The sequence below is a fragment of the Chryseobacterium mulctrae genome (genome assembly GCF_006175945.1).
Lineage (GTDB): Bacteria > Bacteroidota > Bacteroidia > Flavobacteriales > Weeksellaceae > Chryseobacterium > Chryseobacterium mulctrae.
The window spans coordinates 3,956,000-3,975,526 of sequence record NZ_VAJL01000001.1 but is presented as its reverse complement, the minus strand read 5'-3'; the positions used below and the strand labels follow the sequence as shown (position 1 = coordinate 3,975,526).

Annotated in this window: 27 protein-coding genes; 8 read left to right on the top strand and 19 right to left on the bottom strand. The window is 31.0% G+C overall.

Features of this window, described 5'->3' with window-relative positions; genetic code table 11:
• Positions 1–17: 17 nt before the first annotated feature.
• Positions 18–251 (bottom strand): hypothetical protein, encoded by a 234-nt coding sequence (locus FDY99_RS18475; protein WP_139423222.1) that lies wholly within the window; start codon positions 249–251, stop codon positions 18–20.
• A 516-nt stretch (positions 252–767) separates the two neighbouring features.
• Here FDY99_RS18475 and FDY99_RS18470 point away from each other — a divergent pair.
• A complete protein-coding gene (locus FDY99_RS18470) occupies positions 768–1,043 on the top strand; it encodes a hypothetical protein (RefSeq protein ID WP_139423221.1) in 276 nt (91 codons plus the stop codon).
• Here the strand turns inward: FDY99_RS18470 and FDY99_RS18465 are convergent.
• The 8 genes from FDY99_RS18465 to FDY99_RS18430 all read right to left on the bottom strand — a co-directional run bounded on the left by FDY99_RS18465 (position 1,040) and on the right by FDY99_RS18430 (position 5,840).
• On the bottom strand, positions 1,040–1,465 hold the full coding sequence (locus FDY99_RS18465) for a hypothetical protein (RefSeq protein WP_139423220.1): 426 nt from the start codon (positions 1,463–1,465) through the stop codon (positions 1,040–1,042). The two genes, FDY99_RS18470 and FDY99_RS18465, sit on opposite strands and share 4 nt — an antisense overlap.
• A 2-nt stretch (positions 1,466–1,467) precedes the next feature.
• Positions 1,468–1,833, bottom strand: coding sequence for a hypothetical protein (locus FDY99_RS18460; protein WP_139423219.1), 366 nt, complete (start codon positions 1,831–1,833; stop codon positions 1,468–1,470).
• A 1-nt stretch (position 1,834) separates the two neighbouring features.
• Complete coding sequence (locus FDY99_RS18455) at positions 1,835–2,458, bottom strand: SOS response-associated peptidase family protein (RefSeq protein WP_139423218.1); 624 nt, start codon at positions 2,456–2,458, stop codon at positions 1,835–1,837.
• 81 nt (positions 2,459–2,539) lie between these two features.
• Positions 2,540–3,805 (bottom strand): Y-family DNA polymerase, encoded by a 1,266-nt coding sequence (locus FDY99_RS18450; protein ID WP_139423217.1) that lies wholly within the window; start codon positions 3,803–3,805, stop codon positions 2,540–2,542.
• Between the two features lie 2 nt (positions 3,806–3,807).
• Entirely contained in the window at positions 3,808–4,269 is a 462-nt protein-coding gene (locus FDY99_RS18445) for a LexA family protein (RefSeq protein WP_139423216.1), read from the bottom strand.
• Positions 4,270–4,467: 198 nt separating this feature from the next.
• On the bottom strand, positions 4,468–4,938 hold the full coding sequence (locus FDY99_RS18440) for a thermonuclease family protein (RefSeq protein WP_139423215.1): 471 nt from the start codon (positions 4,936–4,938) through the stop codon (positions 4,468–4,470).
• A gap of 100 nt (positions 4,939–5,038) precedes the next feature.
• The gene (locus FDY99_RS18435; RefSeq protein ID WP_139423214.1) at positions 5,039–5,638 is read right to left on the bottom strand and encodes a hypothetical protein; all 600 of its coding nucleotides are present in this window, start codon (positions 5,636–5,638) and stop codon (positions 5,039–5,041) included.
• 19 nt (positions 5,639–5,657) lie between these two features.
• Entirely contained in the window at positions 5,658–5,840 is a 183-nt protein-coding gene (locus FDY99_RS18430) for a hypothetical protein (RefSeq protein WP_139423213.1), read from the bottom strand.
• A gap of 444 nt (positions 5,841–6,284) precedes the next feature.
• On the opposite strand from FDY99_RS18430, the gene FDY99_RS18425 reads away from it, so the two are divergent.
• The 3 genes from FDY99_RS18425 (at position 6,285) to FDY99_RS18415 (ending at position 8,419) form a co-directional block, all read left to right on the top strand.
• Positions 6,285–6,881, top strand: a complete 597-nt coding sequence (locus tag FDY99_RS18425; protein WP_139423212.1) for a Crp/Fnr family transcriptional regulator — start codon at positions 6,285–6,287, stop codon at positions 6,879–6,881.
• Between the two features lie 111 nt (positions 6,882–6,992).
• A complete protein-coding gene (locus tag FDY99_RS18420) occupies positions 6,993–7,565 on the top strand; it encodes a YciE/YciF ferroxidase family protein (RefSeq protein ID WP_139423211.1) in 573 nt (190 codons plus the stop codon).
• A 518-nt stretch (positions 7,566–8,083) separates the two neighbouring features.
• Positions 8,084–8,419: a YtxH domain-containing protein gene (locus FDY99_RS18415; protein WP_139423210.1), complete on the top strand. Its 336-nt coding sequence runs from the start codon at positions 8,084–8,086 to the stop codon at positions 8,417–8,419.
• 306 nt (positions 8,420–8,725) lie between these two features.
• Here the strand turns inward: FDY99_RS18415 and FDY99_RS18410 are convergent, their stop codons facing one another.
• From FDY99_RS18410 to FDY99_RS18395, 4 genes are all read right to left on the bottom strand, one after another.
• Entirely contained in the window at positions 8,726–8,986 is a 261-nt protein-coding gene (locus FDY99_RS18410; RefSeq protein ID WP_139423209.1) for a GlsB/YeaQ/YmgE family stress response membrane protein, read from the bottom strand.
• A gap of 385 nt (positions 8,987–9,371) precedes the next feature.
• Positions 9,372–10,322: a hypothetical protein gene (locus tag FDY99_RS18405; RefSeq protein ID WP_116098014.1), complete on the bottom strand. Its 951-nt coding sequence runs from the start codon at positions 10,320–10,322 to the stop codon at positions 9,372–9,374.
• A 363-nt stretch (positions 10,323–10,685) separates the two neighbouring features.
• Positions 10,686–10,877 carry a hypothetical protein gene (locus tag FDY99_RS18400; RefSeq protein WP_116098415.1) on the bottom strand — a complete coding sequence of 64 codons (192 nt, stop codon included), beginning with the start codon at positions 10,875–10,877 and terminating at the stop codon, positions 10,686–10,688.
• Between the two features lie 32 nt (positions 10,878–10,909).
• Entirely contained in the window at positions 10,910–11,452 is a 543-nt protein-coding gene (locus FDY99_RS18395) for a DUF3575 domain-containing protein (protein WP_116098413.1), read from the bottom strand.
• Between the two features lie 245 nt (positions 11,453–11,697).
• On the opposite strand from FDY99_RS18395, the gene FDY99_RS18390 reads away from it, so the two are divergent.
• Positions 11,698–12,243: a hypothetical protein gene (locus FDY99_RS18390; RefSeq protein WP_123962817.1), complete on the top strand. Its 546-nt coding sequence runs from the start codon at positions 11,698–11,700 to the stop codon at positions 12,241–12,243.
• A gap of 348 nt (positions 12,244–12,591) precedes the next feature.
• Here the strand turns inward: FDY99_RS18390 and FDY99_RS18385 are convergent, their stop codons facing one another.
• Together FDY99_RS18385 and FDY99_RS18380 are read right to left on the bottom strand one after the other, a co-directional pair.
• Positions 12,592–12,858: a hypothetical protein gene (locus FDY99_RS18385; RefSeq protein ID WP_139423208.1), complete on the bottom strand. Its 267-nt coding sequence runs from the start codon at positions 12,856–12,858 to the stop codon at positions 12,592–12,594.
• 61 nt (positions 12,859–12,919) lie between these two features.
• Positions 12,920–13,138 carry a hypothetical protein gene (locus FDY99_RS18380; protein WP_139423207.1) on the bottom strand — a complete coding sequence of 73 codons (219 nt, stop codon included), beginning with the start codon at positions 13,136–13,138 and terminating at the stop codon, positions 12,920–12,922.
• A gap of 453 nt (positions 13,139–13,591) precedes the next feature.
• Between FDY99_RS18380 and FDY99_RS18375 the strand changes: the two genes are divergently transcribed.
• From FDY99_RS18375 to FDY99_RS18365, 3 genes are all read left to right on the top strand, one after another.
• Positions 13,592–14,194 (top strand): Crp/Fnr family transcriptional regulator, encoded by a 603-nt coding sequence (locus FDY99_RS18375; protein WP_139423206.1) that lies wholly within the window; start codon positions 13,592–13,594, stop codon positions 14,192–14,194.
• Positions 14,195–14,461: 267 nt separating this feature from the next.
• Positions 14,462–15,064, top strand: a complete 603-nt coding sequence (locus FDY99_RS18370; RefSeq protein WP_139423205.1) for a YciE/YciF ferroxidase family protein — start codon at positions 14,462–14,464, stop codon at positions 15,062–15,064.
• 500 nt (positions 15,065–15,564) lie between these two features.
• The gene (locus tag FDY99_RS18365; RefSeq protein WP_139423204.1) at positions 15,565–15,831 is read left to right on the top strand and encodes a SemiSWEET transporter; all 267 of its coding nucleotides are present in this window, start codon (positions 15,565–15,567) and stop codon (positions 15,829–15,831) included.
• 247 nt (positions 15,832–16,078) lie between these two features.
• On the opposite strand, the gene FDY99_RS18360 is transcribed toward FDY99_RS18365, so the two are convergent.
• The 4 genes from FDY99_RS18360 to FDY99_RS18345 all read right to left on the bottom strand — a co-directional run bounded on the left by FDY99_RS18360 (position 16,079) and on the right by FDY99_RS18345 (position 19,364).
• The gene (locus FDY99_RS18360; RefSeq protein ID WP_228448844.1) at positions 16,079–17,173 is read right to left on the bottom strand and encodes a PAS domain-containing sensor histidine kinase; all 1,095 of its coding nucleotides are present in this window, start codon (positions 17,171–17,173) and stop codon (positions 16,079–16,081) included.
• A 7-nt stretch (positions 17,174–17,180) separates the two neighbouring features.
• Positions 17,181–17,978: an alpha/beta fold hydrolase gene (locus FDY99_RS18355; protein WP_139423202.1), complete on the bottom strand. Its 798-nt coding sequence runs from the start codon at positions 17,976–17,978 to the stop codon at positions 17,181–17,183.
• Positions 17,979–18,090: 112 nt separating this feature from the next.
• Positions 18,091–18,453 carry a response regulator transcription factor gene (locus FDY99_RS18350; RefSeq protein ID WP_139423201.1) on the bottom strand — a complete coding sequence of 121 codons (363 nt, stop codon included), beginning with the start codon at positions 18,451–18,453 and terminating at the stop codon, positions 18,091–18,093.
• Positions 18,454–18,737: 284 nt separating this feature from the next.
• The gene (locus FDY99_RS18345) at positions 18,738–19,364 is read right to left on the bottom strand and encodes a recombinase family protein (protein WP_228448842.1); all 627 of its coding nucleotides are present in this window, start codon (positions 19,362–19,364) and stop codon (positions 18,738–18,740) included.
• Positions 19,365–19,527: the final 163 nt, after the last annotated feature.

Below are 19,527 nucleotides of genomic sequence, written 5' to 3'. Positions count from 1 at the left end.
TTAATTGAGGCTTTTCTTTAGTTCTTTGGGAAAATTACTGCATCAGAATATTTCCTGTTGAGAATATCAATTTTTTTTTGACTTAAACTTCTCCATCTGTGCTTAATATTTCCACAGCAGTAACAAGGCAGGTCAAATCCATGTATATTATGAAATTCGCTGTCTGTACTAAAAAAGAGCTTTAGTATACCTTTTACTCTTCTAACTCTTGCAGGGTAAACTTTACCCAAAATAAAAAATTCTATAATCATAACAATTCTATTTTGTTGTTGTTCTGCTAATATACATCGCAAGGTTATTTTTTTCGGGTTTGCTCGGATATTCCATCTTCAAAGCATTCCGAGAAGAATTGGAAATATTTTACAGGCTCAATGGATGGAAAAAAATAATGTTGGAGTGAAGCGGTGGATCTGTTCAAGCTTGCGGAACAGTTCCACGCAAGCGGAACGGAAACTTTATTTTTTATGGGCTGTTGGGAATTGAGCCGATTAAAATAAAATAACAAATTGGGTGCTTCTCTGAAGCTTCCAATTTTTATTTTTATTTCCGGTTCTCTCTGCATGGGATTATGCGTAATCGTGTAAAAGCGTTAGGGATTGGAGCAACTGTTTGAAATCCTTTTTTTATAGTCGGAAAAAACAAATAAAAAGTCATTTGAAATTGACTAATAAAAAAGATTGAGTGTGGAAAGTCCGACCTTTGGGAAACGCCCTATAAATGTTGCTAACTGAAACTAATCTGATTAAAATAATTAGTAAATTTGAGTTATGGAAAATGAATCTGAAGAAAAAAGATATTACCATACAGGTGCTGGTATACTTCACACTTTGTCATCATTCTGTTTGGGATGGTCTAAGAGTGATATTGATGCTACTTTTAAAGATTCAGAAAAGGGAGCGGAATATTATTGGAATTTATTTGAAAAAGTTAGAATGACATTTCCAGAAAATGGTGCAGATATGTTAGCTTTTATATATGAATTAGAAGATGAAGAAAAAACACATTTATTTAAATCATTATTTAACAGAGACGTTAAATTTTAATAACGTTCAAAAAGAAATCCTTTTGAGTTGATTTTATAAATCATTTCGAACAATTGCAAATCGTCAAGAATTGATTTATGCGTAAGTTCATAAACGAACTTTAGAATATCAAATATTTCTGAATCATCCTGTGCAGACATAAAAACATAAAGTTCTCTTTTATTAGTCTGTTCCTCAAAATTTGTACGTCCTAATATTCGTTGAAATTCTGAGTCTTTTTCGTACTTTGTTCTAAAATAGCCTTTGTATTCTATTTTTTTGAACTCTGCGAATTCCTGCAAAATCCAAATTGCACTATCATATACTGTCTCGTTTTCGTACTCTCCTTCTAAATTACCATCATCATTTTTATAATCATCAATTATTTCTTTGATCATTTTTAAAACCTGCTCTTTGCTTTGTATAGCTTGAAAAAATTCCATAATTAAAATTTAACTCCTTTTTCTTCTAAAAGATATATTTCACGATGTAATATATTTTCCTGAAGATCTTCGCCTTTTGCTAAGTTCCAAATATAATGCAATAATTGAAATATTTCTTTATCATCCAAAGCAGCCTTGAAAACATATAAATCTCTCCGTTCTTTGTTTTCAAAATATTCTTTATCGAAGGTCATTACATTTTCAGCTTCTTCTTCCCATTTAATACGATAATAACCATCATATTCAATTTTTTTTTCAATCGCTTCTTCACGAATGAGTTCCATCACATCATTGTAAACTCCTTCTGGATCTTCAGCCATATCAATAGTGATATTCATTATCACTTGTTCTGTATCTTGTATGCTCATATCAAAAAAGTGTTTGTGGAGTTTTCTCCGGTTCTAAATTTAGAAAATCAAGATTTGGCGAGAAATTAGGAAATTGAAATTCTTCAATTGGTTTTTGATTTAAAAATTCTCTTCCCATTTTTTTATCTAACGTAATGATCATTCTGTCATGAATTGGCGCCTGTACTTCATTTGGTTCTGTCGTTACAAGTCCAAAACCAATATTACCATCTGACCAAAAATCATAAAATCCGGCAATATAAAATTGAGTGTGATCTTTCCAAAACATTTCGTGCTTTTGGGAACCTGATTTATTTGTCGGTAAAATCACCTTTTTTCCTTCATAATATGAAGTTGCAGGAATTAAACATCTATTCTTTTGAATATTTTTATAATCCCGATATGTTTTTTCAGATGTTAAATTTAAACCAGAGGTAGGATATTTTTTTATTTCTTTAATACCCCAATATGTAGGCATCAGGACAATGCCGTTATGATTAACAATTGCCGGAATTGTTGGTTTCGTCTGTTTTGCAAAAGCATTGATTAATCCTATACTGAAATTAGAAGTATCAGCTTCTTCTGCATCAAAATCAGTAATTGCCTTTTTAAGATCTACACCTTTGGAATTAAAATTATAGCACATTTTCTAATTATTTAGACAAAATGAATGTGCAAAAATTGTGCTTATTTGTATCTGTACTTAAATATCAAAAAGATATGAAATTTACAATGCCTTCACTCTTAAAAGTTGATTTATATCTGTTGTACGTCTTGGAGATAAATTTTTCTGATTCATTTTCCATGTCTTTTGCACGTCCATAGAGCCTAATTTTATTTTATCAGCACCTAATCTTTTGTTCATTCGGTCAATTACAGTCATTATAGGCTTGTGCTTTTCGTGAAAATCTTCATCAAATAAGCTTGTCATTCTTTCGGTGTCCGGCACAAATTCTGTGAGCATCACGCCAGCTTTTTTATATTGAAAAAAAGGTAAGTAAATTTTTTCCAATCCTTTTAATGCCATTGCAGACAATTCAATTGCAGAACTTGATGGATTTGGTAACGCTATTGTAATTGAGTTGCTGTACTGCTTTAAATCAAGCTTGAAACGATCTGTAGTAATAAAAATAGTAATGAAATTACAACAAGAATTCTGTTTGCGTAATTTTTCTGAGCATTTAAATGCGAATGTTGACACTCGTTCCTTCAGAACTTCTAAATTATCGGTTCTTTTGTCAAAAGTTCTGCTTGTACCGATGCCTTTTTTTGGCTTATGTTCGGAAAGTTCATATTGAGGGATTCCCCGCAACTCCTTGTGCATTCTCAAACCATAAATTCCCATTTCCTTTTGTAAATAAGCTTCTGGCAATTGAGTAAAATCCCAAGCTTTTTTTACTCCGATTCTTGAAAATCTGTCTGCGTATCTTCTTCCTATACCCCAAACGTCCTCTAATGGTAGCCATTTCAAAGCTTTTTCTATCTTGTTTTGAGAATCAATAACGTAAGTGTGTCCTAACTCATTAGAGTGTTTTTTAACTATCTTATTGGCAACTTTAGCCAAAGTTTTAGTTGGTGCAAGTCCAATGCTACAAGGAATATCCAAACCATTAAAAACAGTATTTCTAAGGTCGTTGCAATGATCTTTTAGATTTAAATATTCATATCCATGAAAATCAAGAAAAGATTCGTCCACGCTGTAAACTTCAATATCTCGGCAGTATCTACGGCTGATATTGACAATTCGATTGGAGATATCGCCATATAAAACGAAGTTTGCAGAAAATACTGCTACGTTATATTTTTTGATTATATCTTCTATTTGAAAGGCAGGAGCCCCCATTTTAATACCGAGAGCTTTAGCTTCAGCACTCCGGGCAATAGCGCAACCATCATTATTGGATAGTACAATAACAGGTTTATCCCGCAGATCGGGACGGAAAATGCGTTCGCAACTAGCATAAAAATTATTTCCGTCAATTAATCCGTACATTATTATAATCTATGCAGGTTCCATGTTGATTTACCCCAATATGTAAAATCGGAATCAGAAGAAATAAATAAATCCAAATACTCAGGATTTTCAGATTTTAATATAATACTTTCGAGACTAGATGAATTTTCTTTGAAACTTGGTCTGTATTTTTTTACATAAAATTCACCATCTAAAAAAACAATGATAACATCATTTTCTTTGGGTAACATTCCTTTTTGAATTATTAAAATATCCCCATCAAATATTCCTATTCCATTAAGGGAATCCCCTGTTACAAAGGCAAAAAAAACTGTTTCTTTATCTTTTATTAGAAGCTTTAGAAGATCTATTGTATCTTCAGGAAAATCAAGTGCCGGACTTTCAAAACTTCCGTAACCACCTGCTTTTACTTTGGCTGGGAGAACAGGGATAATAATATTATCATCATCTGTTAATTTTAATAATTGAATTGGACTTTTCACACTACAAAATTAGACAGATTTTTATAAGTTAATTTATGATTTCCTGTTAAAGTTTTCTGCAACAAATCAAAATGCCCACTACGACAGAACTTGACATAATTAAATTTTTTTACAATAAAAAATCCCCGCCATTTTCGAGGACTAAAAACTAATAACAATGAAACTCAGTTAACCATGAGAATCACACAAAATAAGGAATTAGTTATAATTTTTAAACTTTCTAAACTGCCACGGAGCAATCATTTTAGAATCTTTCCATAATCCAATCTTTCTATTTCGTGCAATATTTTCCAAATCACCTAATTTTTTATTATCTGAATACCTAAAGTACCACCATCCTAAACCTGCCCTAATGATTTGTTCAGATAAATATTTTTCGTTGTCATAATAAACTTTTGCAATAGTTCTTCCGTATCTGTCAACATCTGTTTGAATAAATTTAATAGTCTTTCCAAAAACCTGATCACTTGTATATTGCTTTGCATTTTTTCCGAATGGTTGTCCGCTTTCTGGACAGTCTACCTCTGCTAATCTTAACGTCTTTTGAGATTTATCAATAAGTAGAACTAAAATTGTATCCCCATCTTTGATACCTATAACTTTTGCAGAGTTTTGAGCTATTAATGAAAATGGTAGTAAAAGCAGATATAAAAATAATGATCTATTCATAATTCATTGATATTTTGGAGTTAATGTTATATATTTGCACCTCGAAAAAGATATATGTAGGTGATTTGGTGTAAAAAGTGCAATTAAATGCACTTTTTTTTTATTCAATATAGGGTATTACATGTAATCCCATTTCGCCAAATTCTACTGAATATTCTCTTTTTACAATCTTAAATAGAGGTGTTTTATAGATAAATTCCAGATTCTCCAATAATTTATTTTCACTGAAATTTAAAATATCTCCTACTAATAATTCTCTATTACTTACAATCTTTTGAACATCAGCGAACTCATCATTATTTTTATCAAAATACAAGTAAAAGAAGCGTGAATTTTTAATGTTTTCGATTTCATCGTTTTGAAACGGATTCTTTTTTACATTATTCATTAGTTCTTTATAATAATCATTCCACCGACCAATTATGAATTCAATTGTACTTTTTAATTTAATAATAACTAATAAAAATTTTCCGGCATTTTTTCTATAATGATTTTCATTTTCAAATAGCAAAACGTTTTGAATTTCAGAAAGAAATTTTTTAAAGTCTTCTCTTGTTACCTTGCCTTTATAATCTTGAATCGATTTAAAAATTGAAAGATAATTTTCTTCTGTGTCTTTTTCAGTTCCAATGTCATCAACATATACTCTAAGAGTAGATAAAATAAAATCTTTCAAATGTAATTGCTGCTCATGTTCCATAGTTAATAAATTGTTAGAATTAGTCAAAAACAGGCTTTAAATATAAATTAAATACTCCTGCGGTATCTTCATTGAATGTATCATGAATAACACTCTTTTTCACAATCAAAAATTGAGAAGTATTAAAATCATCCATTAAATTTTTTAGCATATGTTCGTTTAATTCTCTAAAATAAATTATATCATTTATTACTATTTTCATATTATTTATTGTTTAATTTTTTTTGCTCATTCAACATATTGTAGATTATATACTGATCATTGATATTCGGTGTAAAGTCGGTTTTATGCTAATTTACAAAACCATCATAAAAACTTTCAAATTAAATAATTCACATTATGATTTGAAACATATAACTACTTAATGTAATTATGTATTTTTATGAAATACTTGTTGTTAACGATCTAACATTTCGTCTCCGATCTAACTAAGGAGCAATAGCAATCTTATAATTGGAGTCTTCTCGTACATACAAAAGAAATAGACAACACACCTGATCTTCATGACTCACTTGATAAATTCTCTTTAGATTGTTGCCATCACCATTCGGTAACATACAGCACGCTACGATCACCGTACTAATCTGATGATCTAATTACAGATTATATATCAATTTCAGCTACACCAACCATAAAATATTATATTATGTCTATAAAAGAAGAAATTCTGCACTCCATGGGAGCGACAGAAGAAAATTATAATCCCGGAGATTATATCTTCCGTGAAAACGGGAGCCCACAGTTCTACTATCAGGTAGTAACAGGCTATGTAAAACTAAACAATTACAGCACTGACGGTAAAGAATTCATTCAAAATATACTAACTTCTAAAGATGCAGTTGGTGAATCAATGCTTTTTACCGAAAAAGAGTATCCAATGAATGCTATTGCCTTAACTCGTTGTATTGTCATTAGAGTTTGTAAAACTTCTTTACTATCCTATTTAGCTGTTAATCCTGAAATCTACATGGATATTTGTAAATCACTCGCAGAGCGACTTTACCGAAAATCTGTTCTTATGCAAAAAATATCGAGTCATAATGCAGCAGAAAGATTAACAGAGGTAATCGAAATGATGAAAAAGGAGCAAGAAAATCAAGCACGCTATACATTTGAAGTACCTGTTACACGACAACAATTGGCTTCACTCACAGGGCTTTGCCTTGAAACTACCATCAGAACAATTAAAAGATTGGAGCGAGAAAAAAAGCTCCAGATTAAAAATCGTAAAATCATGTTTTAAATGTAGATCGAAATAGTAATATTTTTATTACTCGCAATTTTTAAAGCAATTTAACTTATCCATCATGGCTTGATTTTAGTATTAAATTGACAAACCAAATTAAATATTATTATGGCAACTTCAAAACAGTCTAAAACTACAGACACAAAAGAAACAAAAACTGCAAAGGGTCAAACAAAACCATCAAGTGATGCAGCAGAAAACTTGAGAGAGTTTTTAGTAGATGGATTGAAAGACATTTATTGGGCTGAGAAGCATTTATCTAAAGCTTTGGTAAAAATGGAAAAAAATGCTACTTCTACCAAACTTAAAGATTCAATTAATAATCACAAAAATGAGACGGACGAACAAATTAATCGTCTGGAACAGATATTTGAAGCGTTAGGAGAAAAAGCAAAAGCTGAAAAATGTGATGCAATGGAGGGATTAATCAAGGAAGGTGAAAGTATCATGGAAGAAACTGAGCCGGGATCTGTAAGAGATGCAGGAATCATTGCTGCTGCTCAAAAAGTAGAGCATTATGAGATAGCATCTTACGGAACACTTATTTCTTATTGCGAATTGTTAGGTGAAACAGAAGCGATGGAAATCCTTCAGCAGACATTAGATGAAGAGAAAAATTGCGATACTCTTTTAACCAAACTAGCAGTTTCAGAAATAAATCTGGAAGCTTCTAAAGAATAACACAATTTTAATATATTTATAGAATTAGACTTGAATAGATTTATTCAGGTCTTTTTTGTTAACAATGTGAAAATCTGACGATTTTATTAGAGAATAATTTTTTTTTCCCTTGCAACATCATTAATTTATTTACAAAATGCTTACTCAAAATCTCGATTACTGAATTCTCGTTTTGATCATTATAATTTTCAGAATTATTATCATCAAGGACTTTTTGAAGTTTTGTATTACTAACAGAAGAAGTAATCTCACCCATTTTGAAATGAAGTGAATTATCATCATTTAAATACAGCTCTACTATATCATTTGTTATAATGTTTTATTATTGATAGCAAATAATATTTTCGATAAATTATATTTCATATTATTTTTTATAAATTTATTTATAGATTCGTTTAGTGTAAAGATACTCAATTAATTATCGCAACTACCAAAAACTTTGAACAGAAAGGCTCTTGGTATATAACTTGTATAAATACCATGTTTTATAACTTAAATTCGAACCTTAAAAACTTAACATGTCGACAAAACAAAACAATTCAGCGAGCATCTTAGCTCCTTTAGTTACGGGTCTAGCAGCGGGTGTGATAATCGGAATATTGTATGCTCCGGAAAAGGGTGCTGAAACTAGAAAAAAAATTAAAACAAAAGCCAATGATCTTAAAGACCAAGCCACTAATAAATATCTTGCCGTTTCCGATACCGTTAAAGACCAATATGACACAATCTCATCAACTTTTACCAATGTTGGGAATAGCGTTAAGGATAACTTTGATAAGTATAAAGATCAAATAGTATCTACTACAACTGAAGTTATCAAAGATGTTGAAATGAAATTAAACGAACTGAAATAATTTTTTTTAACTAAAATAGAAAGTATTAAAAAAGGGTTCTTTTCATAAAAGTTCCATTTGTTTCATTCTTACATATTACAAATTGATAAAAAGATTAATGGAATATTCAGTAAAACGCACTTAGTTGTTAGGATTGAAGTTGTGCTTTCTTATTAAGACAAAATGTCAAGCTTCGAACAATAGGTTGGACTAATCATTCTAAATCTGAGCGTAGATAGCGCAATAATTAACTATTTTACTAAGGAAAGAATCCGTCTCAGTTATAAGACGGATTCTTTCCTTAATTAATAATGCGTCGTAAAGAGTTTATCGATTACGTCTGGTTAACGCTCCATAAATGAATAACACGATGATAGCACCTATCACAGATATTGCAATAGTACCGATATCCCATGGATTTCCATCGTCACCGATCCCAAGTAGTCCGGCAACGAAGCCTCCAACCAATGCACCAACAATTCCCAAAATGATGGTCATAACCCAACCACCGTTCTGATCTCCCGGCATAATCAATTTTGCAATTGCTCCTACGATCAATCCAAATATAACCCACGCTAAAATTCCCATAATAATAATTTTTAATAGTTTAATAAATAAATGATTTGTATAATGATAGTTCACAATATCATTCGCAACTATCGTACCATGAAATTGTAAATTTTCAGCATTAAGATTGCACTAAAAAACCTTTTTTCTGGTAGGTAAATTTGAAGATGATTAAAATAAATAGATAGAGCCATACAGTCGCAAATCAAATTTATCTGTATAAAAATAAATCATGAAAAAACTAATCGTTTTTTGAGATTTAATTTGATCTGTAACGTTTCGTGGCTTTGCAATGGGGGGCTTTTTGAAACCATAAACTGTCTGCCAGCACCAAAGCTTATAAATTGTTCAAATGTTTCTATCCGCACTGCTGCCAACTAACAAGAAAACTTATAAAGCGTTGTTTTTATTTTCTGTTTAATAGTATTTTTTCATTTCTCGGAAATGAACTAAGCTCATCTGCAATTTGTTCCGTACTACAATTTGTCAAAAATTCTTTTAAGTCATCTTCTAATTTAGCCTTCAGTTCTTCAATTGTTGTTTTGTCCAAATGGTCAATTGTGCAAATTTGATCTAATGAACTCGATAAAATGCCAGATAGATAGTTAAATCTATTAATTATGTCAAGGCTTTCAAACTTACAGTAGTCAATTTCGCCATAAGTATATTCATACCAATCTTCGAGAGGAAACTCTGTTTTAGCATCTTCTAAAGTGTCTGAAATACTAAAATAAATTTCAGAATAGCCTGGTGATAAAAGTTGATTTAGCTTTAAATTGTTCTCTAGAATATTAGTGATTTTATTAAGATAGGGTCTTAATAATTTATTATCATTTTTGTCGTAAGCCCTAAATCCCTTCAATTTCTTTATTAAGTCCCTTTTGCTACTCACTCTCTGCTCTGTTCTGCAATTCATTCTTTTTAAATGGATTTCTCTATCCAGCTCTCTACTGTTTTCGATGAAAAATTCTAATGCTACATTGCTTTTAGGTAACAACACTCTTAAAGAAATTATGTTCTCCTTAAGTTTTAAAATTTTCAAGTCCCTATTTTCAACATCAATTTCATTAACTACTTCAATGTTTTCAATGATTGTCTCAAAGGCATTATTGAAGTCAACTAAATTAAGTTCACTATAATTGGAAAAGTCTAATGGAATTGAAATGTCAGCATATTTTTTGTACAAAAATTTGCGTTTAAATTTCTGTGTCTTTTTGGGCTTTTCGATGAATGTAATAAAAATTGCTTCAAAAGTCGACCCGTGATTAATTTCAATCAAATTGTAATTAAGAAACTTTTCAAGTGCAAGGATTGTCTTTGACCGGTCTTTTTTGTCGAAGTCTATCTGAATTCTCATTTGTTGCCTATTTTTAAAATTAAACCTAACGTCAATTTTACGCCTTACAGCAATGTAATCTATGATATTTGCAAAGCCATTTATAAAATTTCATTATCATCGTTTTGTGAGAAGTTAAAATTTCGAAATAATATAATAAAAGAAAAATTACTATAAAAGGGTACTTTCTATAACAACGGAAGTTATATTAAAAATCCAAAATGCTATTCCTACATTTCAATAGAAAATTTAAATTTTTTGAATAAGAAAAAGTAGCGTAAAATTATCGCTAAACATTCATATCAAAATTTAATGATGTTCTGCTGAAAACTGTTTTATGAAAGGCAAGATAATCGATGGATTTAGCGCACAATTTTTTCCATTTCATATTTCTTTATAAGCATTTATAAATGCAAAAATTTGAGGTTTTCCTTCAATACGATTGCAACCAGGAATTTGATTTGAATTTTTCTTAATAAACTGTCTCAATCTATTCCAGAATTTATCTGTGGATTTCTCGGCTTCAATTCCAATAATTTTATAATGATTTCTTATCCATTCAATACCCGAAATCATCTTTTAAAGTTTAAAGATAAATTTATTTGAGCTTAAAATCTATATCCAACGCCACCCATAAATTTGCCTGTTACCGCTCCTACATTATCGTTGTCAAAATCACCAATTCTTCTTGCTAAACCGCCACTAGCTTCAATTATTAGTCTGTCATTGATCACCCATTTACCACCCACACCAAACCCAATTCCAATACTGGTAAAGTTTTCATTTACATCGTAACGATATTGATATGAACCTGATTGATCGTAAAAATAGTTATATACCTCATTTCGTTGTAGCGTCACGGGTACAAATCCTTCGAAGAAAAATCCAGAGGCATACTTTTTTCCTAAGTAATATCTGAAATAGGGTGAAAACTGTTTGAAGCTTTCATTGTTTGAACTCAAAGTTAACATGGCATTCAAACCTAAGCCCATATTTTCGGAGATAAGTCTTTCATATGAAACATTGGCTAAAGGTATTGCGATTAGAAGTATAGGGTCTGCAATAATATCATTTTTTCTCTGTTTTTTATCTTGGGCATTATTTAAAGAAAATACTGATAATAAAGAAAGTAAGAGTAGTTTATTTGTCATCTTCCGTTGATTTATTTAAGTTGTAAAACTAATAATTATTTTTACATCTCAAAGTTTTTTTTTCAATTGACAATAATTCACTTTTTAGATTATGAATTATTCTATAATTAGAATATATATTTGTTTAATAAACATTTTTTATTGAAACATATTCACTATTTTATATATATTTGACGGGCAATTTAAATGAGTAAATACTTTAGTTAAATAATAATCTCTAATTAATAAAATTAAATAAAGACGTGATGTTTAAATTTACTTTCTTGAATATTTTTTTGTCAGTATTTCTGATTCCTCTTATGATGCAGTGTGACAACAGAGGCGAGAATCCGTGTGATCAATACACCAACGTATTAAATGAGCAGGATTTAATACTGATTTCTCCTACCAAGCAGTCATATACACAAGGTGAAACAATAAAGTTGAAATTTTCAGTCCCATCGAAAATGAAAGTCAGTTCAAAGGATATTGATATTTTTCAAACAACAAAACAATCCTCCGGAATTTTGAGGATATATCTTTCTGAGCTTTTTCAGGATAATACTGTCAACTTTGTAAAAGGAAAGAAAATTGATGATTTTAGTTCATCTCCTGTTTACAACAGTATTACTGATAGTTATGAATTAGAAGTTGATATTATTCTAAACAAAAAAGGTATCTATTCATTTGATTCTCTTGCAACTTTTCAGGATAGGGAATTCGAAGACGGGCAATGCGTCTTTATCCAAATAATTACAAGTATCAAAGGAAATAACATTTCTGACAATAGATTTGAATTTGTTGTCACCTAAAATTTCATTTTTACATCAAAGATCGTTTTGTGAGATTATTTATTTGCACTTATGTGATATATCATCTTACTGAAGAGATTCTGAATCCTGAAAAAAGGTGTAGTTGGCTATTTAAGAGCTTGTTTACATTTTTTAATAAGACTTAAACAGATTCTCAAAAACAGTTTCCATTACAATCAATTGCATTTTGATAGTCGTCTATAGTTATAGTGTAGGTTTCAGTAGTTTCGTTATTATAATCATAATTAAAAATGTTTCTTGGATCGCTGCATGAACCATTATACGCACACTCTTCATAAATTATTTTTTTTGAATTATTAAAAATTACATCAATCCTACTGGGATTTTTTAATAAATCACGAAAGCTATAACCGTCATAAGGAGCACCGTCAGTATATTTTTCAGTGTAGCTTTTAGAATCTTCAATTGTGATTCTTTCAGATAGAAGAATTTCATCAATCCCGGATGAATTTTTTTATGAGGAATGATTTCAATTTTTACCCCAGAAATATTTTTTATTGTATATTCATATTGTACCGGAGGATCATCACAATGGTCACATGTTCCGCAATTATTTAAGAATATAAATAGTGAAAATAGGAGAATTTTTTTCATAATAGATTTTATTTAATATATATATACTTTTAGGCGTCTGAAAAATTTTTGATCATCATTTTCAAAATATAAAAATATCCTTTAGTTTTGAAAAATATTGCTTTCCGATATCAACACTTGCTGAAATTACTAAACCTCTTACGAATGACCAAAATAATATTTCGTTCAATTTATTGGTCGTATATTTAAGATCATTGTAAAAATTAATTTCCATTAAAAATATAATTACCGTCATTGTAAGCGCACCTAATAAAATTTTTTCTATTCTTCGTGAGTCCATATTATAATTTTCTTTGCTATTGCTCAGCTAATATATCGTTTTGTGAGACTTACTCTGTGCTAATTTAACATAATGTCGATTATATACTTGAAATTATTACGGCTCTAGATAAACACAAAACTATTAAAATTGTTAAATACTCAAATAATTAAACTATAATTCAAAACATAAATTTAATCAGTTTTGTAAGATTATGGAATATTTGTTGTTATCGATTTCACATATCGTCTCCTATCTAACTTAGAGCAATGGCAACATTACTTATGAAGTTGTCTAGTACATATAATGAAAGAGGACTGTACACATGATCTTTATTACTGGCTTTATTTTTTCTCCAAGATGTTGTCATCAACTTAAATATCCGGCAACATACTACACAGTAGTAGTTAAGTGTTGCAGTAGTGTCTATCAGGAAATTTATAATATCACTTACACCAACTATAAAAATATTAAATGTCTATTCAAATAGAACTTCTACACACTATGGGAGCAACAGAAGAAGATTATAATCCTGGCGATTATATTTTCCGTGAAAACTCCATCCCGCAGTTTTATTATCAGATAATAACTGGCGAGGTAAAACTGAGCAATTACAATAGTGATGGAAAAGAATTTATTCAAAATATCCTGACCTGTAAAGACGCTTTGGGTGAATCGATGCTTTTTACAGAAAAGGCATATCCAATAAATGCGATTGCTTTGACTAGTTGTACCACCATTAAAGTTCCTAAGACTATAATACTCAATTACTTGACAAAAAACCCTGAAATTTATCTAAATATTTGTAAATCGCTTGCAGAACGACTTAATCATAAGTTTCTTTTGATGCAGAAAATATCGAGTCCCAATGCAGCAGAAAGATTAAAAGAAGTTATCGAGCTAATGAAAAAAGAACAGCATCATAATAACGTGAAGCCTTTCACATTTGAGGTTCCTGTAACCAGACAGCAACTGGCATCACTTACAAGATTATGTCTTGAAACAACTATCAGAACCATAAAAAAAATGGAACGACAAAATATACTTTGTATTAGAAACCGTAAGATCTTGATTTAATTTATCACTATTGCTTTTTGAGATTATTATAAATTATAACGGTTTTCAGCTTGGCTAAGTAGCAGAAATCAAAGAACAAAACTTCCATTTTGCATAAAATTTGAAACGAAGAATTAAACTTGAAATTAGCACTAAACCCGCCATTTTGCCAAACTGATATTAAGACCTTCATTATTTTTTCTAGAGGCTATCCAAACAGAAGAATTAATTATTAATGCAAATTGGCATAGTTTTAGATATGAAAATTTTAACCAAATTAATATTATTATGGCAAAGTCCGCAGAACCTAAAACAACTACACGTACTCCTGTAAAATCAGGGACAGCTACAAAGAAAAGTACAACAGACGGAAAAATTAAAGCGAAAAGTGACGCCGCTGAAAATTTAAGAGAATTTTTAGTAGATGGTCTTAAAGATCTTTATTGGGCAGAAAAGCATTTATCTAAAGCACTGGTCAAGATGGAGAAAAACGCTACCTCTCCAAAATTAAAGGATGCAATCAATAATCACAAATCTGAGACTGATGTACAAATTACCCGTCTTGAAGAAGTTTTTGGAATCTTGGATGAAAAAGCCAAAGCAGAAAAATGTGATGCCATGGAAGGCTTAATCAAAGAAGGAGAAGGCATTATGGAGGAAACTGAGGCTGGTGCTGTTCGTGATGCAGCTATTATTGCAGCTGCACAAAAAGTTGAACATTATGAGATTGCTTCATATGGAACTTTAGTTGCTTACTGCCAACTTTTGGAAGAAGAGGAGGCAATGAAAATTCTTCAACAAACATTGGATGAAGAAAAATCTTGTGATTCGTTATTAACAGGTCTGGCAATTTCTGAAATTAACCTTGATGCTGCTGACGAAGAAAAGTAGAAGATCACAGAAAATAAATAAATACAAAAAAAGCAACCACATGGTTGTTTTTTTTATTTCTAAACAATCGCTCTAGTTTTGATCAGCAATTAATTAAAGCTAAATATTTATCTGACCTAAGTCATAGCCATTAATAAGATATATCAGTTACTAAAACAGAAATTAATTCAGAGTATTATATACTAGGAGAGTTTTGGAAAGATGATGCAGAGAAATGATTTAATCTCCTGTTTTGAAGTGCCTCTGCATTATAATTTCTTAAGAGCCTCAGAAGAAGTAAGATTATGATCTCAAAAACGTTTTTAAGGATAGCTTCTTTGACAGATAAGCGATCTTTTAAGTTTCTCCTGTTGATAAATCGTGACATGCAACCATTTCAGGTGTTGGAATCATCAGGTAAAAATTGGTTCAAGCCGATTGCTTATTCAATTATTCTTCTATCTACATAAGGCTATCAATGTGTCCGGACAGTATCTGTCTGGGTCAAAAAATGAATCAAAATGACTGAAAATATTTTAGGAACCATCGCAGGAATATTAACATCAATTTCGATGCTGCCTCAATTGATCAAAGTTCTGAAGGAAAATAATGTCGAAGATTTATCTGCTTTAATGCTAATAATCTTGATTATAGGTCTCTCATTTTGGGTTTGGTATGGAATCCTTAAAAATGAGTGGCCGATTATTATTTCTAATGGCTTTGCCGTTATCGTAGATGTTTGTTTATTAATCAGCTTGTGGAAATACAAGGCTAAATATATTCGATAAAAAAAATGCTCCTATTAAGAAAAAAACATATGAAATCAGTTTCACATATTTATGTTTTAAGTCATATTCAAATGGTCTTTATCGAATGATTAAATTATACTTCGTGTAATAATTATTAATAAAATATTGTTAGCATTATCGTTATGGAAATTCCAGTAAATTCAAGTAGTCCTTCTTCTTCTTCTTTTTAATATTAAACTTAGATAATTATGCGAAGATTACTTTTTCTCAACATATAAAATACATCCTAGATTTTAACAGTAAATGTAAAACAAGTTTTATTCTCATCCGAACTTACAGATAAATCACCATTATGAGCTTTTGCTATTTCAGAAGAAATATATAGTCCCAATCCTAAGCCATTTTCATTCGATTCAGTGCCTTCACGCTGGAAAGGATCAAAAAGATTTTCAATTGCTTCATCAGGTATTTTCCGACCTCTGTTGATAACAGAAATCTCCCAGAACTTATGATTAGTTTCGGCATTAAGTATGATGGGAGTATCAGATGACCCATGGGTTATTGCATTGGCCAAAAGATTAGAAATCAATTGCGAAATACGACCGGGATCACATTTAACCGTATTATTTATAGTAAAATTTGATTCAATAACCCGTTCAGGCCAGGAAACTTTTAATTCATTGCTTACCTCAATGAGCAGCTGTTGTAAATCAACAGTAACCGGAGTTATAGAAATACCACCGCCAAGCCTGCCACGAGCTAAATCCATAATATTGTTAATCATTTCATACATTCTTTTCGAACTGGAATGCACTATATTCATCAACTTTTTATCTCTTTCACTCAATTCAGATCTTGTCAGCAATTGAGCTGCGCTCATTATCCCTCCAAGAGGATTTCGAAGGTCGTGACCAAGTACTGCAATGAACTGCTCACGAAGAACGGCCTGCTTCTGTTCAATATTTAGTCTTTTTTCGGCTAATTTCTTAGAAATCTGAAGGTTTTCCTCGTACAACCGTCTATGAGTTGCCTGAAATATAGTAAACCGTAAAAAAAGGGGCTTGTTGTTTTCGTCTTTTCTTTCATATCCATTAATATAAACAGGAACCTTACCATTTCCTGTATCAGTCAGTTCAATTGAAACTTCGTCAAAGTGACCTTGAATGCGAAGTAATGGCCAAAGATGCGTTTCAAAATATATTTTCCCACCTACCGAAAGTAAGTCAGAAATACGTTTCCCTCTAAGCTGATTCGGGCTGCTGTTGAGCCAGTTGGCTGCACACTTATTGACTCTAGTAATATTTCCGTTTCCATCAGATATTACAAATCCACATAATGAAGATTCGAAAAAGTCATCAAAATCTTCTGATAGGTTATTCAATGGGTCATTAGTCATTTAAAAAAACTCTTATCATTTCAATGGTTTCTTCGGGTGCACTTAGATTAGGACAATGTCCTGTTGCGTTCATTATAACCAATTGACTTCCTTTCATTTGTGTGTGCATAAAATGCCCTACTTCAACCGGAGCAATAATATCATTCCTACATTGGAGAATAAGAACAGGAAGGTCAGAATCTGTTAAAATATCACGCTTATCTGTTAAAAAAGTGGTACGTGCAAAATGTTTTGCGATATCAGGATCAGTTTTACAAAAACTGTTAGTTAATTCTTTTCCAAGTTCTTGTCGGTCAGAATTGCCCATAATTACAGGAGCCATTGTTGCCGACCATCCTAAATGATTATCATTTAAGGAATCAAGTAATTCATCAATTTCAGGTCTGCTAAAACCTCCAACATAATTTTCATCATTAATATAAGATGGTGATGGTGCCACCAATACTAATTTTGCGAATAGATCAGGAGCCATTTTTGCTGCAATAATTCCCATTATCGCACTAACTGAATGCCCAACAAAAACTGCATTTGATATGTTTAATTCTCTGGCAATTTCTACAATATCTTCAGCATAACCTTCAAGTTGGCTATATTTTTTAAAAGAATATGAGTTAAGATCTGAATTGCCGGCACCTACATGATCGAAAAGTACAGTAGTATACTTTTCTTCAAATGCAGGTGAAACGTAACACCACATATTTTGGTCACAACCAAAGCCGTGAGCAAAGAAAATAACGTCTTTACCACTTCCATTAATTGTAACATTATTCCTTTTAAGGATACCACTCATTGAAAGATTATTTTTACAAATTTAAGAATTAATTTGATCAAAAATCATTGAATATGGGAAGGATAAAGTGATTAAGAAAATTTTATTTTTTTTAAGGAAATTAAATCGAAACTTAGTTCTTCATTATACTTTCTCTAATCTTCAAAAGTAAATGATCAATATCGAAAGGTTTGGAAATAAAATCGTCAGGTGGACAAATTTCTTTGAAATTTTGTAAGTGAGCATGAGCACTCATTATAATTACCGGAACGCCGTCATTGTATTTATCATTTTTGATTTGCTTGCAGAGATCAATTCCTGAACCGTCAGGAAGCATTACATCAAATAAATAGAGATCAGGATTTATTAATAAATTTCTTTGTTTAAAAGTTCGGGCAGTCGAAAAAGACTGAACTTCGTAATTTTCCGAAGATAGAACTATCTCAAGTATTTCTCGAATGGCCTGATCGTCTTCGACCAAAAAAATCTTTCTCATATCGTTAGTTAGCAACAATTAAACCAAAAAAAAGTTATTTTGTAATGATTATGCGGGTGTATACTTTAGACTGAGCGAACCTTCTTTTTTGAGATTGATAGGTCGTTTGATTGATTTTATACTCACAACTTTATCACCAGTAAACACTATATTTTTTTTGAGGCAACATCTTTTTTTGATTTTATTTTCTAAAAAATTTATAACACACCATACATTCAGCATATATCATTATTAGTTTCATACAGTTTTGTTTCGGTCAAATCTATCTTAGGATTAGCGAACTTTTACTTTTTAATACCCATTTTTTTAATTTCTTCATCACTATAATTGTCCAGAATTTTAGCATACCGATAAAAGGTAGCCCTAGTCAATCCAAAAGGCTTATAAATATCTTCGGGACGTTTCGTGACATCTTTGTATATATTGCGCAGAAGTAAAAGTTTAGAAATTGTTTCCGCAGTATAACCTTTTGGCCTTCCTCCTGTTCTTCCTCTTGCTCTTGCAGATTGCAATCCTGCATTGGTTCTTTCTCTTATCAACTCCCTTTCGTACTCAGCAAGAGAAGCCATTAAATTTAAAAATAGCCTGCCATTAATAGTCGAAGTATCTACACCATCTACAAGACCTTTTATGATAATTCCTTTATCACTCAAACTTAAGACAAGATCAATAATATTTTTCAAACTTCTCCCTAACCGGTCTAATCTCCAAACATACAATTCATCATCTTCCCGGAATTGTTCAATCATCTTGTCAAGCTCAGGGCGATTCTTTGTTGCACCCGAAATTTTCTCCTGATAAATTTTCTGACAACCGGCTTTTTCTAAAGCTTCAATTTGCAAATCTACATTTTGATCTTTGGTTGAAACTCGGGCATATCCTATTTTCATAATTTTGTACATAAAACTCATACTTCGTAAATTTATGAAACTTTGTTTAATGATACGAGATTTTGAGAAAGTTAACTGAAAAAAATATGATTTTAAAATACCAAATTGTAAAATCTCAAAATACCACCGTTAGGTTTGTATGCAGGTGCCACAAATATTTTGATTCATTTGTGGCAGGTTTAAA

Coding starts and splice junctions, on each gene's coding strand:
- FDY99_RS18475 (WP_139423222.1), bottom strand. CDS start 251: ATGATTATAGAATTTTTTATTTTGGGTAAAGTTTACCCTGCAAGAGTT.
- FDY99_RS18470 (WP_139423221.1), top strand. CDS start 768: ATGGAAAATGAATCTGAAGAAAAAAGATATTACCATACAGGTGCTGGT.
- FDY99_RS18465 (WP_139423220.1), bottom strand. CDS start 1,465: ATGGAATTTTTTCAAGCTATACAAAGCAAAGAGCAGGTTTTAAAAATG.
- FDY99_RS18460 (WP_139423219.1), bottom strand. CDS start 1,833: ATGAGCATACAAGATACAGAACAAGTGATAATGAATATCACTATTGAT.
- FDY99_RS18455 (WP_139423218.1), bottom strand. CDS start 2,458: ATGTGCTATAATTTTAATTCCAAAGGTGTAGATCTTAAAAAGGCAATT.
- FDY99_RS18450 (WP_139423217.1), bottom strand. CDS start 3,805: ATGTACGGATTAATTGACGGAAATAATTTTTATGCTAGTTGCGAACGC.
- FDY99_RS18440 (WP_139423215.1), bottom strand. CDS start 4,938: ATGAATAGATCATTATTTTTATATCTGCTTTTACTACCATTTTCATTA.
- FDY99_RS18435 (WP_139423214.1), bottom strand. CDS start 5,638: ATGGAACATGAGCAGCAATTACATTTGAAAGATTTTATTTTATCTACT.
- FDY99_RS18430 (WP_139423213.1), bottom strand. CDS start 5,840: ATGAAAATAGTAATAAATGATATAATTTATTTTAGAGAATTAAACGAA.
- FDY99_RS18425 (WP_139423212.1), top strand. CDS start 6,285: ATGTCTATAAAAGAAGAAATTCTGCACTCCATGGGAGCGACAGAAGAA.
- FDY99_RS18420 (WP_139423211.1), top strand. CDS start 6,993: ATGGCAACTTCAAAACAGTCTAAAACTACAGACACAAAAGAAACAAAA.
- FDY99_RS18415 (WP_139423210.1), top strand. CDS start 8,084: ATGTCGACAAAACAAAACAATTCAGCGAGCATCTTAGCTCCTTTAGTT.
- FDY99_RS18410 (WP_139423209.1), bottom strand. CDS start 8,986: ATGGGAATTTTAGCGTGGGTTATATTTGGATTGATCGTAGGAGCAATT.
- FDY99_RS18405 (WP_116098014.1), bottom strand. CDS start 10,322: ATGAGAATTCAGATAGACTTCGACAAAAAAGACCGGTCAAAGACAATC.
- FDY99_RS18400 (WP_116098415.1), bottom strand. CDS start 10,877: ATGATTTCGGGTATTGAATGGATAAGAAATCATTATAAAATTATTGGA.
- FDY99_RS18395 (WP_116098413.1), bottom strand. CDS start 11,452: ATGACAAATAAACTACTCTTACTTTCTTTATTATCAGTATTTTCTTTA.
- FDY99_RS18390 (WP_123962817.1), top strand. CDS start 11,698: ATGTTTAAATTTACTTTCTTGAATATTTTTTTGTCAGTATTTCTGATT.
- FDY99_RS18385 (WP_139423208.1), bottom strand. CDS start 12,858: ATGAAAAAAATTCTCCTATTTTCACTATTTATATTCTTAAATAATTGC.
- FDY99_RS18380 (WP_139423207.1), bottom strand. CDS start 13,138: ATGGACTCACGAAGAATAGAAAAAATTTTATTAGGTGCGCTTACAATG.
- FDY99_RS18375 (WP_139423206.1), top strand. CDS start 13,592: ATGTCTATTCAAATAGAACTTCTACACACTATGGGAGCAACAGAAGAA.
- FDY99_RS18370 (WP_139423205.1), top strand. CDS start 14,462: ATGGCAAAGTCCGCAGAACCTAAAACAACTACACGTACTCCTGTAAAA.
- FDY99_RS18365 (WP_139423204.1), top strand. CDS start 15,565: ATGACTGAAAATATTTTAGGAACCATCGCAGGAATATTAACATCAATT.
- FDY99_RS18355 (WP_139423202.1), bottom strand. CDS start 17,978: ATGAGTGGTATCCTTAAAAGGAATAATGTTACAATTAATGGAAGTGGT.
- FDY99_RS18350 (WP_139423201.1), bottom strand. CDS start 18,453: ATGAGAAAGATTTTTTTGGTCGAAGACGATCAGGCCATTCGAGAAATA.
- FDY99_RS18345 (WP_228448842.1), bottom strand. CDS start 19,364: ATGAGTTTTATGTACAAAATTATGAAAATAGGATATGCCCGAGTTTCA.